General features: G+C 37.3%; 16 protein-coding genes. 4 read left to right on the top strand and 12 right to left on the bottom strand.

The features are described 5' to 3' along the window. Nucleotides 1-46: 46 nt before the first annotated feature. A complete protein-coding gene (locus GUB10_RS10725) occupies nt 47-1,204 on the bottom strand; it encodes a pyridoxal phosphate-dependent aminotransferase family protein (protein WP_193711449.1) in 1,158 nt (385 codons plus the stop codon). Between the two features lie 34 nt (nt 1,205-1,238). Between GUB10_RS10725 and GUB10_RS10730 the strand changes: the two genes are divergently transcribed. Beyond that, nucleotides 1,239-1,682 (top strand): MgtC/SapB family protein, encoded by a 444-nt coding sequence (locus GUB10_RS10730; RefSeq protein ID WP_193711450.1) that lies wholly within the window; start codon nt 1,239-1,241, stop codon nt 1,680-1,682. Nucleotides 1,683-1,743: 61 nt separating this feature from the next. Here GUB10_RS10730 and mnhG read toward each other — a convergent pair whose 3' ends face one another. The 7 genes from mnhG to GUB10_RS10765 are packed head-to-tail and all read right to left on the bottom strand — an operon-like array spanning nt 1,744 to nt 7,539. Next, nucleotides 1,744-2,157, bottom strand: a complete 414-nt coding sequence (gene mnhG, locus GUB10_RS10735; protein WP_193711451.1) for a monovalent cation/H(+) antiporter subunit G — start codon at nt 2,155-2,157, stop codon at nt 1,744-1,746. Then, complete coding sequence (locus GUB10_RS10740; protein WP_075325587.1) at nt 2,154-2,429, bottom strand: cation:proton antiporter; 276 nt, start codon at nt 2,427-2,429, stop codon at nt 2,154-2,156. Before GUB10_RS10740 ends, mnhG begins: the two co-directional genes overlap by 4 nt. Continuing rightward, on the bottom strand, nt 2,426-2,902 hold the full coding sequence (locus tag GUB10_RS10745; RefSeq protein WP_193711452.1) for a Na+/H+ antiporter subunit E: 477 nt from the start codon (nt 2,900-2,902) through the stop codon (nt 2,426-2,428). The genes GUB10_RS10740 and GUB10_RS10745 overlap by 4 nt, the downstream gene beginning before the upstream one ends. After that, a complete protein-coding gene (locus tag GUB10_RS10750; RefSeq protein ID WP_193711453.1) occupies nt 2,902-4,422 on the bottom strand; it encodes a proton-conducting transporter membrane subunit in 1,521 nt (506 codons plus the stop codon). Before GUB10_RS10750 ends, GUB10_RS10745 begins: the two co-directional genes overlap by 1 nt. Beyond that, on the bottom strand, nt 4,419-4,772 hold the full coding sequence (locus tag GUB10_RS10755; protein ID WP_079719904.1) for a Na+/H+ antiporter subunit C: 354 nt from the start codon (nt 4,770-4,772) through the stop codon (nt 4,419-4,421). Before GUB10_RS10755 ends, GUB10_RS10750 begins: the two co-directional genes overlap by 4 nt. Nucleotides 4,773-4,775: 3 nt before the next feature. Beyond that, entirely contained in the window at nt 4,776-5,186 is a 411-nt protein-coding gene (locus GUB10_RS10760) for a Na+/H+ antiporter subunit B (protein WP_193711454.1), read from the bottom strand. A 43-nt stretch (nt 5,187-5,229) separates the two neighbouring features. Continuing rightward, nucleotides 5,230-7,539: a putative monovalent cation/H+ antiporter subunit A gene (locus tag GUB10_RS10765; protein ID WP_193711455.1), complete on the bottom strand. Its 2,310-nt coding sequence runs from the start codon at nt 7,537-7,539 to the stop codon at nt 5,230-5,232. Between the two features lie 250 nt (nt 7,540-7,789). Here GUB10_RS10765 and GUB10_RS15965 point away from each other — a divergent pair, with 250 nt between their 5' ends. From GUB10_RS15965 to GUB10_RS10775, 3 genes are read left to right on the top strand one after another with little or no spacing between them, the layout of a single operon-like run. Next, nucleotides 7,790-8,131, top strand: a complete 342-nt coding sequence (locus GUB10_RS15965) for a hypothetical protein (protein WP_227740376.1) — start codon at nt 7,790-7,792, stop codon at nt 8,129-8,131. After that, on the top strand, nt 8,037-8,300 hold the full coding sequence (locus GUB10_RS16155) for a DUF2975 domain-containing protein (RefSeq protein WP_370591094.1): 264 nt from the start codon (nt 8,037-8,039) through the stop codon (nt 8,298-8,300). Before GUB10_RS15965 ends, GUB10_RS16155 begins: the two co-directional genes overlap by 95 nt. 2 nt (nt 8,301-8,302) lie before the next feature. Beyond that, nucleotides 8,303-8,512, top strand: coding sequence for a helix-turn-helix transcriptional regulator (locus GUB10_RS10775; protein ID WP_193711457.1), 210 nt, complete (start codon nt 8,303-8,305; stop codon nt 8,510-8,512). On the opposite strand, the gene GUB10_RS16160 is transcribed toward GUB10_RS10775, so the two are convergent. The 4 genes from GUB10_RS16160 to glmS all read right to left on the bottom strand — a co-directional run bounded on the left by GUB10_RS16160 (nt 8,513) and on the right by glmS (nt 13,522). Further along, nucleotides 8,513-9,445 carry a DMT family transporter gene (locus GUB10_RS16160; RefSeq protein WP_370591090.1) on the bottom strand — a complete coding sequence of 311 codons (933 nt, stop codon included), beginning with the start codon at nt 9,443-9,445 and terminating at the stop codon, nt 8,513-8,515. Between the two features lie 80 nt (nt 9,446-9,525). Beyond that, nucleotides 9,526-9,819 carry a hypothetical protein gene (locus GUB10_RS10785; protein ID WP_193711458.1) on the bottom strand — a complete coding sequence of 98 codons (294 nt, stop codon included), beginning with the start codon at nt 9,817-9,819 and terminating at the stop codon, nt 9,526-9,528. An 81-nt stretch (nt 9,820-9,900) separates the two neighbouring features. Next, entirely contained in the window at nt 9,901-11,415 is a 1,515-nt protein-coding gene (atpD, locus tag GUB10_RS10790) for a F0F1 ATP synthase subunit beta (protein WP_193711459.1), read from the bottom strand. Nucleotides 11,416-11,674: 259 nt separating this feature from the next. After that, nucleotides 11,675-13,522 (bottom strand): glutamine--fructose-6-phosphate transaminase (isomerizing), encoded by a 1,848-nt coding sequence (glmS, locus tag GUB10_RS10795; RefSeq protein ID WP_193711460.1) that lies wholly within the window; start codon nt 13,520-13,522, stop codon nt 11,675-11,677. Nucleotides 13,523-13,524: the final 2 nt, after the last annotated feature.

The following is a 13,524-nucleotide window of genomic DNA, read 5'->3' on the forward strand; positions in this document are numbered from 1 at the left end:
ACCGCCATATAATTAATCCTGTTACAGCGAATTTCAGGATTCAATATCATACTGGTGATATCAGTAATTTAGCGAGTATTTTTAAAACCCGGTTAATTTCCTCTTCCGAATTAAAAGCATGAATACAAAATCTTAATCTTTCTTTATCTTTTGGTACGGTTGGAGAGAGTATAGGTTTTACATCAAAACCTTCTTTATTGATGTTTTGGGCTACATATTGCACCTGGTCATTTCCTGGGATTATACAACTTTGAATAGCCGATTTACTTTCAAGAAAAGCACTCTCCAAATTATTTTTTACTACTTGTTCTCTAAAATAATGAATATTGTTTTTTAAGCTTTGTATTTGTGAAATTCCACGATAAAGCTCACGGTAAACCACCAGAATAGTCGCCACCGAATGTGGTGGTAAGGCTGTGGTATAGATAAAACTTCTTGAAAAGTTAATCAGGTAATCCTTTAGGCTCTTACTTCCTAAAATTACAGATCCGTGACAACCGGGAGCTTTGCCAAATGTGTTTATGCGGGCAAAAACTTTATGTTGAATTCCAAGCTCCTGAACCAAACCCTGCCCTTTTTCACCAAAAATACCGCTAGCGTGGGCTTCATCTACTATTAAAAAAGCATTGAATTTTTCTGCAACTTTAGCAAGCTCTTCCAAAGGTGCCATATCACCATCCATTGAAAAAACAGATTCTGTAACAATATATATTGCTGCCCCCTCCTGCTTATCTATCTTTAAAAGCCTATTTTGAAGGCTTTCTATACTGTTATGTTGAAACTTATAGGCCTTAGCATGGCTAATTGCAATACCATCTCTAATGGAAGCATGTGCAAGCTCATCGTAAAAAATAAAGTCTCCACGCTGTGGAACCGAAGCAAAAAAGCCAAGATTAGCATCATAGCCAGAATTAAAAACTAATGCTGCATCAGTTTGATGAAATTCTGCCAAAAGGTTTTCGGTTAACGCATACAACTTATGGTTACCGGAAAGCAACCTGGAACCGGTGGCTCCATTATATAGAATATTATGTTGCTTTAAGACGTCATGGGCCTTATGGTAAATTTTTTCGGAAGAAGCTAATCCAAGATAATCATTAGAAGAAAAATCTATAAGGGATGATGATGAGTTAAGAACTCTAAAAGCCCTTTCCTGCTTTCTATTCTCTAAACTTTTAGCTAATTTTAAAGGTAATTCCTGCATTTTGCAAAACTACAACTTTAACCAACTAATAAATATGGAACTGGCAGAATTTAGCATAAGCATTGGTCTGGCAGCCATAGCCGGACTATTTATAGGTATAGAAAGAGAATTTTCTGGGAAAAGCGCAGGATTAAAAACAAACGCCCTTGTGGCACTTGGAGCTTGTGTTTTTATATTGGTTTCGCTAAAATTTAAAGGCGATGAATTTGTAGACACCTCCAGGGTTTTGGGACAGGTAGTTACGGGAATTGGTTTTATTGGTGCCGGCACCATACTTCAGCATGGTAAGAATGTACAAGGCTTAACTACTGCGGCTACCATTTGGTGTAGTGCCGGTGCGGGAGCACTTGCAGCATTACAAATGTACACCGAACTTTTAGTTGTATGCTTAACAATAGTGGCCATAAACCTTCTTTTTGGTTTTATTGAGCGCAAGTTAATGGCAAAGAAAAGAACACAAAAGGAAAATAAAAGCTAAAAGAATACACAGCAATAGCCTTAAAGTCTTCTTAAACTATAGAGTTCCTGTTTTAAATAGCCTATTGCGAAGCCTCATCATCCATTTTAGAATGATCTACGTTATCTTCAGGGCTATCGTCTGTTTCACTCTTTAAAATATAGGAGTTTTTCTGATATTTTCCACGAAGATCATCCATAATAGAACCTTTCCACAACTTAACCCCCATAAAATAAGAAGCCCGTCCAATTAAATGTGCACTAACCGGTGCAGTTAAGAACACAAAAAGAATAATCACTAAAGCTCTGGAAGTAGTAGAAAGGTCGTTAAAGAAAACTGCTGTTCCCACTAAAATCAAACCCACTCCCAGGGTTGCAGCCTTAGTATTCACCGAAATTCGCATGTAAGTATCGGGCATTCTTATAAGTCCGATTGCCGAAAGCAAAACGAACAAGGTTCCTAAAGTAACTAAAATTACAATTATTACTGAACTCATTTCTTTCTATTTCTTTTTTCAAGGTAATAAGAAAAAGCTACTGTACTTAAAAAAGCAATCAATGCAAGAATCATTGCGGTATCTAGAAAAGTAGATCTTCCGTGTATAATACTATACACACCAATAATTCCAATCCCGGTAGTGATTAAAACATCTAGAGCAATAATCTTATCGGCAATGCTTGGTCCCTTTATAAATCGGTAAACTATAAGCAATACCGAAAAGGCCAAAATTGGTAAAATTATATAATATAAATAATCGGTTAGCGTCATCTCAATATTTCCAAAATACGTTTTTCAAATCCATTTTTTATCCCATCGATAAATTCCTGCCTATCGGTTATATACATGCTATGCACATAAAGCACCTTTTTATCGTTAGATACATCAAGGCTTAATGTACCCGGCGTAAGCGAGATCATATTTGCCAGAAAAGTTATCCCAAGGTTGCTTTGTATGGTAAGAGGAACTTTAACAATTCCCGGTTTCATTCTAAAGTTTGGGGTAACCACTTCATAAGCTACCTGCAAATTTGCTTTAAACAGTTCCCATAAAAAATAGAAAAAGAAAGCAATAACTTTAGGAAGAAGCATAAAATACCGTGCATCACTACTTCCTCGCGTAATAACCCACAGAATAAAGAAATTCACAAGGAATCCAAACAGGTAATTTTGAAAACTAAAATCTCCTGTAAGGGCTACCCATACAAAGGTGAGTAATAAGTTAGATACAAACCTGCTCTTCATTATTCGGATATTTGTGTGTTAAGTACCGCATCTATATAAAGTTGGTTATCTATTAATTCTGATGCAATTCTTGCTGCCAGGGTTTGAATATGTTCTGCACCAAAACCTACATACAAAGTCACCATACTTAAGAAAACAATAGGTACTATTATTTGAATCCTTTTTATTTTTTTAATCTTGTGGTAATACCTAAACTTAGGTTTAACCGGTATTTCCTGTGCATCTTTCCAGAAAACTTCGGCCCAAAGCTTTGCTATTACCACCAAGGTAATAAAACTTGCAAAGATAATGGCTGCCAAGCTCCAATAACTTCCTGTATCAAAACTAGCGGTAATCAACGATATTTTAGGCCAAAAACCAGATAAAGGTGGGATTCCAACCAATGAGAACAATGGGATAAACATCAACAAACTCAACTTTGGATATTGGGCATAAAACCCACCCAATGCACGTAAGCTATTAGAGCCTTTAATGCGATAAATCAACCCGCTAACCATAAATAAATTTGTCTTTACAAGGATATCGTGAACCAGGTAAAAAATTGCTCCGGCTATGGCTACTTCGGTAAACATTCCCAATCCAATAATCATATAACCAATATGGCAAATAATTAAGTATGAAAATACTTTCCTAATATTATTTTGAACCAGCGCACCCAAAGCTCCACTAAAAAGTGTAAAAATAGCGAGCACCAGTAAGATTTGATCCAGGAACACATCTTCAACAAAAATCAGGGTAAAAACCCTAATCAAGGCATATACACCTACTTTAGTAAGCAAACCACCAAAAATGGCCGATACAGCCGAAGGCGGCGTATGATAAGAAGCCGGCAACCAAAAATACAGAGGAAAAACCGCCGATTTAATTCCGAAGCCAATTAAAAATAAAATAGCGGTAATCTCTACCAGGGCCCGGTTTTCAACTGCAGCTACCTTATTGGCAAGATCGGCCATGTTAAGGCTTCCGGTTAAACCATAAAGCACCGCAATGGCGGTTAAAAATATCATGGAGGCCAGGAAATTAAGTGTAAAATATTTTACAGCCCCTTCCAATTGAGCTTTTTCACCACCAATAGTTATTAACACAAAAGAGCTAATTATAATAATTTCAAACCAAACATACAGGTTAAAAATATCACCGGTTAAAAAAGCCCCGGTAAGTCCTAATAATAAGAAGTGAAATATGGGAAAATACCCAAATCTTAATCGGTCGCTAATTACAGAACCCGCTGAAAATATCGAAACCGCCAACCCGGCAATAGAAGTTAATAAAACCATGGTTATTGCAAAGGTATCGGCGATAAAGGTTATACCAAAAGGCGCCTCCCAACTACCTGCCTGCACGGTTTGAGTTCCATTGTTCCAAATATAGGCAAAGACACCTATGCTAACACCAAGGTGAACAATACTACCAAGTATACTAATTACACGCTGCGCTCCAATTCTTTTCCAAAAAAACATCAGCAAAATAGCCAATAATAATTGCAGCAGTAAAGGATATAATATTAATTGTTGTGTCATGAATCTTCGTCTGTTGCGTTCATTTCGTCCAGATCATCGGTTTTAACCACCTTATGCGCTCTTTTCACAAGAATAATGGCAAAAGATTGTAAACCGAAACTAATTACGATAGCGGTTAATATTAATGCCTGTGGAACAGGATCTGCGTATGCCTCTAAAAACACTTTGGATTCTCCGGGGATAATTGGCGGTGCCCCTTCAGTAATTCTTCCAAGAAGAAATATAAGCAGGTTGGCCCCGTTTCCTAAGAGTATAATTCCAATAATGAGTTTCACCAAACTTCTGCGAAGCATCATATAAATACCCGCAGCATACAGAATCCCAATAATTATCGCTAAAAGAACTTCCATAAATTAAGCTGATTCTGAGATTGTAAATATTATTGTGAGGGTAACACCTATTACCACAAGGTATACCCCAATATCAAAAAATAAAGCTGAGCCTACATTACCAATTACAGGGAAAGGTTCGGGGAACCAAAGCCCTGTCATAAAAGCCTGATCAACAAATATTGGAGACAACCCGCTAAAAAAAGCAAGAGCTAAGCCTACCGGCATTAAAAAACCGGGGTGAAATCTCAATAAGTTTTTAGTATCATCCAGGCCATTGGCGAAAGCGTGCAATACAAATGCAATTGCAGCAATTAAGCCACCCACAAAGCCACCGCCCGGCAAATAGTGCCCGCGCAATAATATAAAAATAGAGAACACCAGCAATACCGGTAATAGGTAATTAGAAGCTGTTCTTAAAATTAGCGTACTCATCTGTATAAATTTTAGTAAGCCTAAATGGCTTTTAACATTGTCTTTACTGGGACCTATCGGTACTTTTCAGCCTTAGTTTCAACAAGCCAAAAACACCTATGGCTGCGATAGCCAATACTGAAATTTCCATAAATGTATCTATGCCCCTAAAGTCTACAAGAATAACATTTACAACGTTCTTTCCATGGGCCATTATATAAGCATTTTTAGCATAAAAATCACCAACCTCACTATTGGTTGGTTCAGCTAAAACCTGAAGTGCCAATAGGCATATTACTGTACCTAAAGCTGCCGACAATACCCCATCCCTAATCCTCATTTTATAGTCTGAAAGAGTCAAATACTTCGGCAATCTATATAGCACCAATACAAATAAAATTACGGTTAACGTATCTATAGAAAACTGCGTCATGGCCAAATCGGGCGCACTGTAAAAAACAAAAATCAAACAAATTGCCAAACCAACAACACCCATAGCCGCCACGGCAGCAAGTCTAGATTTTGTAAAAACCGTATAGAAAACCCCGGCAATTAAAATTAAGGCTACCACCAATTCATAAGCAGTAACCTGAGATAGTTGCGTATGATCTATCACTACTCTAGAACTTCCAAACATAATGTAGCTCACCAAAACAACCAGAAATAGCACGATTGTAGTCACATAATTTCTTAAATAGCCATTTTGGAATACATTAGTCCAGAATGCAGAAAACACATTAAAATAGTGCGTTCCTTTTTCCAGAATACTTTTTGGCGAAATAAACTCTAACTTTCCAATCTTATTTTCAAGTTTTACTGAAGGTTTCACTAGAAAGTAAAGAAGAACACCCACGGCAATAGTAATAGCACTTAATAGCAAGACCGTATTGAAACCATGCCATAACGCAAGGTGATACTCTGAAGCATCAGCTCCTAAAGCTGAAACCACAGGTTTCACTAAAGCCGATTCTATTATCATTGGAAATATCCCAAATATGAGACCTAAAACAGCCAGGATAATTGCCGGCCCCCACATTAAGAAATCGGGGGCTTTTACATTTGTATACTCTTCAGGAAGCTTTCCGGTAAAAGGTTTTATTCCAGCTACAAAACCGGCCCAGAGCAATAATATTTTAGTTAAAACAATAGCTACCACGATAACTACTGTAAAAGCTTCAGCGTGCAAACTAGCTTCATAGGTAAGCTCTTTCCCTAAGAATCCAACTGTTGGCGGAATACCCGCACTTGAGATCGCTGCTAAAATACCTGCAATTGCCACAGGCATCATAATTTTTCGAAGTCCTGCCAATTTGGTTACATCCCTGGTACCCGTTTGGTGATCTATTATTCCGGTTACAAGGAATAAAGTAGCTTTATATAAGGCATGAACAATTATAAAAACCGAGGCAGCCAAAAAAGCATCCTTACTTCCTAATCCAATTAAGAATACCAGGATTCCAAGGGCAGAAATAGTAGAATAAGCTAAAACTCCTTTAAGATCGGTTCTAAAAAGGGCGTGTACAGCAGAGTAAACCATCGTAACACCACCTACAATTATTAAAGTAGTATTCCAAAATTCCTGATCTCCTAATACCGGCGTAAAACGCATAAGTAGATAAATACCCGCTTTTACCATCGTCGCCGAGTGCAAATAAGTTGAAACAGGAGTAGGCGCCTTCATGGCACCGGGCAGCCAAAAATGAAAAGGAAATTGAGCCGATTTCGTAAATGCAGCAACAAAAATAAAAATCACTGCTAAAATATAGTATTCACTACCGGCAATAGCCTCCTTCATACTCAGCATTTCAGAAATACTATACGTACCACTAATACTGCCTAACAACAAAGCTCCTGCCAACAAAGAAAATCCCCCAAAACCGGTTATCCCCAATGCTGTTAAGGCAGATTTTCGTGAAGCCGGATTGGTATTATTAAAACCAATAAGAAAAAATGAACTTATACTGGTTAACTCCCAAAATACAAACATAGAGATTAGGTTATCAGAAAGCACCAACCCAAGCATGGCCGCCATAAAAAGGCTTAAATATCCGTAAAACCTATCTAAATATTTGTGCCCCCTAAGATATGAGGCGGTATATGCAAACACCAGGAAACCAATCCCGGTAATCATTAAGGAAAAAAGAAGCGAAAGGCCGTCCAGTTTAAAACTGAGATCTACGCCAAATGCCGGAACCCATTGGTAAGTTCTACTAATAATTTCTCCTGAACTAATCTTTGGAATAAAACTGGCAAAATAAGCAAAAAGACCTGCCGGGATAAGCGCCGAAAGGATGGCCATTTTCCCCCTGAAGAACTTTCCTGTAAATACCAGAAACAACGCGAATAAAAAACCTAAAAGTATTGCTGTTAGCATATATTATCTCTCAAAAAGTCCGTTCCTCGCAAATATAATAGATTTATTGAAGTTTTATTACCAAAACCCCCATAAAGCTGCAGAAAGCACACCGATTTAGCAGCTTCTCATTTTTAATCATTTCCTGAAGCCTGTTTCTTAGCAAATTTCTTAAAATGCTGAAATTAATTTACCAATTATCATTAACAGAATTATTGTTTTTCAATAATTAAATATAAATTTGTTATTGTTAAACAATAACCATCTAAAAATGAAATCTTCAGAATGGCTTAGTAATATTTTCAGCATAGCTTATTATCTTATGATCTTTGGCTGGATAATTTTACTTGGTTTTCTACTTTATGCAGTCTTTATTAATCCATGGGATATACTTAAAATATTGCGAGATGCTGAAGAGTTTAAAATCGAATCGGGAAATGCACTATACACCACTTTAACCTATGAACTATTATCAGGCGGATTTTGGATTTACATCTTCCTATTATTTAAAAAACTTGATGAAAAATTTACTTGCCGGCCAATTATTTACGAGATTTCAGATTACAAGCTTCAAATTAATTGGCCAGTTAATTATATACATTACTATTATTGACGCCCTGGCATATTTTATATTCAGGATTATATTTCAAGGACGTTTAAGAATAAGTGCAGATCTATCTGATTTTTGGTTTGTGATAGGCATAGGCTTATTTTCAATATTCCTTTCGAGTATTTTCAATAATGCTAAAATTTTAAAAGAAGAAAACGAATTAACCGTTTAGTTATGCCAATTATAATAAATCTAGATAAAATCCTGGAAGATCGGGGCATAAAAAGCAACGAACTGGCGGAAAAAGTCGAAATTACCAAAGCAAACCTTTCAATTTTAAAAACAGGAAAGGCCAAAGCCGTTAGATTTTCAACTTTAGAAGCGATTTGCGAGGCTCTTAACTGCCAGCCCGGGGATATTTTGTATTACACCCCAAAAGACTAATTAAAGCTTCCTAAGTTTTTTTCTGTTTTTAATTTTTGCTAAAAGCCTGGAGAAATTAATATTGTCAAAAACTAAACCACTTACGATAAAAACAAGCCCTACGATTGTGGACAAAAGAATAGTCTCTCCCAGCACAAAATAGATAACTATTAAAGATAGAAAAGGCACCAAATAGATAAACTTACTAACCTTTGCGGCATGAGAAGATTTCTTTAAGGCTAAAGACCAAATTACAAAAGTGATTCCCATTTCAAAAAGACCAACATAGGCAGCCGCAGCATAGCTTTCTATCGAAAAAGAAGGAAACTCTGAAAATGCAAATAGCGCAATACTAATATATATTATTCCAAACAAAAAGTTAAGGAACAACTTACTGATTTCATCTCTCTCATCTTTTATATTATATATCCAAAACAAAGCCCAGATCACGGCAGAAGCAAGCCCCAACAATGCCCCATAAGGGTTGCTAAAAGAGAAAGATAATAAATTGCCTTGTGTAGAAATTACTGCTACCCCCAAAAAGCTAATAACAATAGCTATAAAATTTTTAACGCTAATCTTTTGACCTAGAATAGGAATAGAAAGTAAGGTAATCATTATTGGCCATGTATAATTTAAAGGCTGCGCTTCCTGTGCAGGCAGTAAAGAGTAAGCTTTAAATAGGACTACATAATATACAAAAGGATTTACCAAACCAAAAACAGCCGATTTCAAATAAGCTATTTTCGGAAAGCGAAAAATCTCTTTTAATTTCTTCTGAAGAACCAGTATAAAAAACAAAGAGATTAAAGAACCTAAAACCGCAAGAAACAGCAATTGTAGATGGTCAAAATACTCTAAAGACAACTTCATGGCCGCCGCTACCGTGCTCCACAACAGTACAGCCAAAACCGCATATAGATAAGCTTTATTTTGCTCCTTAACAGACTTCACTGCATTTACAATTAGTAATTAAACAGACAAAAAAAAAGCCGGACGTTTGTCCGGCTTCTCAAGTATTAAATATTCTAAAATTAATCGGCCAGAATAATAGCTTTATTATCTTTCAATTCTAAAACACCACCTTTTATCGTATAATAAAGAATATTACTACTGCCTTTATCTTTTCTGAAGTCTCCAGAAAGCTCATCGTCCAGCTCCTTGTTAGAGGCAGCAAGTTCTATTTTAACTTCACCTTCAACCAAAGTAGAAACTATAGGCGCGTGATTATTCAGCATTTGAAATTCTCCGGCATGACCGGGAACTTTTACTGCATTAATATCAGCTTTAAAAACTACAGCTTCAGGGGTTACTATTTCTAAGTACATATCTTTTAGTTTACAGCCTACAACTATTACAAGGACATCATATTTTATTTTGTGTTACCTACAATTGCGGCTAAAAATAAATTAGTCTTCTTCAGCCAACATTTTTTCTCCGGCCTCAATGGCTTCTTCTATAGTACCTTTAAGGTTAAAAGCCGATTCCGGAAGGTGATCTAATTCACCATCCATAATCATATTAAATCCTTTAATAGTATCTTTAATATCAACCAAAACTCCTTTTAAACCGGTAAACTGCTCGGCTACGTGGAAAGGCTGAGATAGGAAACGTTGTACACGTCTGGCACGTGATACAGCAAGCTTATCCTCTTCAGAAAGTTCTTCCATACCAAGAATAGCAATAATATCCTGCAATTCTTTATAACGCTGTAAAAGCTCTTTTACTCGTTGTGCACACTTATAATGATCGTCACCTAAAATATCGGCAGTAAGAATTCTTGAAGTAGACTCTAATGGATCTACCGCAGGATAAATACCTAGCTCGGCAATTTTACGTGAAAGTACCGTAGTTGCATCCAGGTGGGCAAATGTTGTTGCCGGCGCCGGGTCGGTAAGGTCATCGGCAGGTACGTAAACAGCCTGTACAGACGTAATAGATCCATTTTTAGTTGAAGTAATACGCTCTTGCATCGCACCCATCTCTGTTGCCAAAGTTGGCTGATAACCTACCGCAGAAGGCATACGCCCAAGAAGTGCAGACACCTCTGAACCAGCCTGTGTAAAACGGAAAATATTATCTACGAAGAAAAGAACATCTTTCCCCTGGCCATCTCCCGCTCCATCACGGAAAAATTCGGCTATTGTAAGTCCTGATAACGCCACACGAGCACGTGCCCCTGGCGGTTCGTTCATCTGTCCAAAAACGAAAGTTGCTTTAGAATCTAACATTGCAGTTTTATCGACCTTTTTAAGATCCCAACCGCCTTCTTCCATAGATTCAGAAAAAGCGTCACCATATTTTATAATACCAGATTCAAGCATTTCACGAAGAAGGTCATTTCCTTCTCGAGTACGCTCTCCTACCCCGGCAAATACAGAAAGACCACCGTGGCCTTTTGCGATATTATTAATTAATTCCTGAATCAATACAGTTTTACCTACACCGGCACCACCAAAAAGACCAATTTTACCACCTTTTGCATAAGGCTCAATAAGGTCAATTACTTTAATCCCGGTAAATAAAACCTCTGTAGAAACAGATAAGTCCTCAAATTTTGGTGCTTCCCTGTGGATAGGCATTCCATCTTTTCCAGATTTAGGAAGCTCTCCAAGACCGTCAATAGCATCTCCAACAACGTTGAATAAACGACCATATACATCTTTACCAATTGGCATTTGTATAGGTGCTCCTGTAGCAACCACTTCTACACCACGGCTTAAACCATCGGTAGAATCCATAGATACTGTTCTCACAGTTTCTTCTCCAATGTGCGATTGCACTTCTAAAACTAAAATGGAACCATCTTTTCTGGTGATTTCCAAAGAATCATAGATTTTTGGCAATTCAGCATTCTCTGAGTCGAACACAACATCAACTACAGGGCCAATAATTTGGGCAACTTTACCTGTTACTTTAGACATTATTTAATTCTTTAATGTTTTCGTATTTAAAATATCTGAAAACCCCAATATTATAATTCACAATGCGTTAAAAACGCAGAAAGGTATTTTCAGGCTGCAAAGATAGTTTTTTCTAAATAAAATCATACCTCTCTTAAAATAACTTTTTTCAAGCTTAGAAAAGCGAGCAAAATTAAGCCTTAAGCAGCCATTAAAACAAAAATCCCTCCTGAAAATTTCAAAAGGGATTTATATATTCTTACTTAAATCGAATACGCCGTTATTCTACCGTAACCGACTTAGCTAAGTTTCTGGGTTGATCTACATTTTTCCCAAGCATTACCGCAATATGGTAAGACAACAACTGAAGCGGAATGGTTGTAACGAGTGGTGTTAAAGGCTCCAGGGTTTCAGGCACTTCAATTACGTGATCGGCAAGTTCTCTTACTTCGGTATCACCTTCGGTAACAATAGCTATAATTTTACCTTTTCTAGACTTGATTTCCTGTATATTACTCACCACCTTCTCATAATGCCCTTTTTTAGTCGCTATCACTACTACCGGCATTTCTTCATCAATAAGTGCAATAGGACCGTGTTTCATTTCGGCAGCCGGATAGCCTTCAGCATGAATATAGGAAATTTCTTTAAGCTTAAGTGCCCCTTCCAATGCAACCGGAAAGTTATACCCCCTACCCAAGTAAAGGCAGTTTCTGGCATCCTTATAAATATCGGCAATCATCTTTATATGTTCATCACCCTCTAAAGCACTTTCAATTTTAGAAGGAATACGCTCCATTTCCTGCAAATAGGTCATGAACTCTGTATGAGAAATAGTCCCATTTTGTTTGGCAAGTTTTAAAGCCAATAAAGTAAGTACTGTAATTTGAGTGGTAAAAGCTTTTGTTGAAGCCACACCAATTTCGGGGCCGGCATGAGTGTAAGCACCTGCATGGGTTTCTCTTGAAATAGAAGACCCCACCACATTACAAACCCCAAAAGCAAATGCACCTTTCTCCTTGGCAAGTTTTATAGCCGCCATCGTATCGGCAGTTTCCCCACTTTGGGAAATTGCTATAATGACATCTTTTTCTGAAATAATAGGATTACGATACCTAAATTCTGAAGCATATTCCACTTCTACAGGAATCCTCGCCAATTCTTCAAAAATATATTCGGCAACTAAACCGGCATGCCAGCTGGTACCACAGGCCACGATAAGAATTCGTTTCGCATTAGCTATACGTTCCAGATTATCGTCTACTCCTGCCATTCTAATTATACCTTCGTCGGGCAACATCCTACCCCGATAAGTATCTTTTATTGCAGTTGGTTGCTCATGAATTTCTTTAAGCATAAAGTGCTCATAACCACCTTTTTCTATCTGCTCTAGATTAAGTTGCAACTCCTGAACATAAGGAACCACTAAAGTATCGTCATGAATCTTTCGTACTTTAACCTCTTTCCCCCTGCGTACCACAGCCATTTCCCCATCTTCCAGGTAAATTGCATTATTGGTATACTCAATAAAAGGCGAAGCATCTGAGGCTATAAAAAATTCATCTTCCCCAACTCCAATGGCAAGCGGACTCCCTAAACGAGCCACAACAATTTCATCTGGTTTGGTTTTATTATAAACCGCAATTGCATAAGCACCAATAGTTTGGTTTAATGCAATTTGAACGGCCTTACCAAGCTTAACACCTTCTTTTATAATTACATCTTCAATAAGATTAACCAATACTTCGGTATCGGTATCACTTTTAAAGGTGTACCCCCTGGTTTTCAATTCTTTTTTTAAAGCATCGTAATTTTCTATAATGCCATTATGAATAATAACTAAATCTCCCGAATTTGAATAATGCGGATGACTGTTTACATCGCTTGGCTCTCCATGAGTAGCCCAGCGTGTATGGCCTATCGCAACATTTCCGTTGGTAGTTATGGTATTTTCAAGTTTTTCTTTTAGAGCCGCAACCTTACCTTGTGTTTTGCAAAGCTTAAGTTCTTCTCCATCATAAAGGGCAATTCCTGCACTATCGTATCCACGATATTCCAGTCTTTGAAGCCCCTTAAGGACAACGGGATAAGCATCCCTGTGCCCAATATATCCTACAATTCCGCACATAA

The organism is Salegentibacter sp. BLCTC (assembly GCF_015143665.1).
Lineage (GTDB): Bacteria > Bacteroidota > Bacteroidia > Flavobacteriales > Flavobacteriaceae > Salegentibacter > Salegentibacter maritimus.

Bases quoted from the DNA above. Each gene is read 5' to 3' on its own strand.
- GUB10_RS10725 (WP_193711449.1), bottom strand. From the start codon at position 1,204: ATGCAGGAATTACCTTTAAAATTAGCTAAAAGTTTAGAGAATAGAAAG.
- GUB10_RS10730 (WP_193711450.1), top strand. From the start codon at position 1,239: ATGGAACTGGCAGAATTTAGCATAAGCATTGGTCTGGCAGCCATAGCC.
- mnhG (WP_193711451.1), bottom strand. From the start codon at position 2,157: ATGAGTTCAGTAATAATTGTAATTTTAGTTACTTTAGGAACCTTGTTC.
- GUB10_RS10740 (WP_075325587.1), bottom strand. From the start codon at position 2,429: ATGACGCTAACCGATTATTTATATTATATAATTTTACCAATTTTGGCC.
- GUB10_RS10745 (WP_193711452.1), bottom strand. From the start codon at position 2,902: ATGAAGAGCAGGTTTGTATCTAACTTATTACTCACCTTTGTATGGGTA.
- GUB10_RS10750 (WP_193711453.1), bottom strand. From the start codon at position 4,422: ATGACACAACAATTAATATTATATCCTTTACTGCTGCAATTATTATTG.
- GUB10_RS10755 (WP_079719904.1), bottom strand. From the start codon at position 4,772: ATGGAAGTTCTTTTAGCGATAATTATTGGGATTCTGTATGCTGCGGGT.
- GUB10_RS10760 (WP_193711454.1), bottom strand. From the start codon at position 5,186: ATGAGTACGCTAATTTTAAGAACAGCTTCTAATTACCTATTACCGGTA.
- GUB10_RS10765 (WP_193711455.1), bottom strand. From the start codon at position 7,539: ATGCTAACAGCAATACTTTTAGGTTTTTTATTCGCGTTGTTTCTGGTA.
- GUB10_RS15965 (WP_227740376.1), top strand. From the start codon at position 7,790: ATGAAATCTTCAGAATGGCTTAGTAATATTTTCAGCATAGCTTATTAT.
- GUB10_RS16155 (WP_370591094.1), top strand. From the start codon at position 8,037: ATGAAAAATTTACTTGCCGGCCAATTATTTACGAGATTTCAGATTACA.
- GUB10_RS10775 (WP_193711457.1), top strand. From the start codon at position 8,303: ATGCCAATTATAATAAATCTAGATAAAATCCTGGAAGATCGGGGCATA.
- GUB10_RS10785 (WP_193711458.1), bottom strand. From the start codon at position 9,819: ATGTACTTAGAAATAGTAACCCCTGAAGCTGTAGTTTTTAAAGCTGAT.
- atpD (WP_193711459.1), bottom strand. From the start codon at position 11,415: ATGTCTAAAGTAACAGGTAAAGTTGCCCAAATTATTGGCCCTGTAGTT.
- glmS (WP_193711460.1), bottom strand. From the start codon at position 13,522: ATGTGCGGAATTGTAGGATATATTGGGCACAGGGATGCTTATCCCGTT.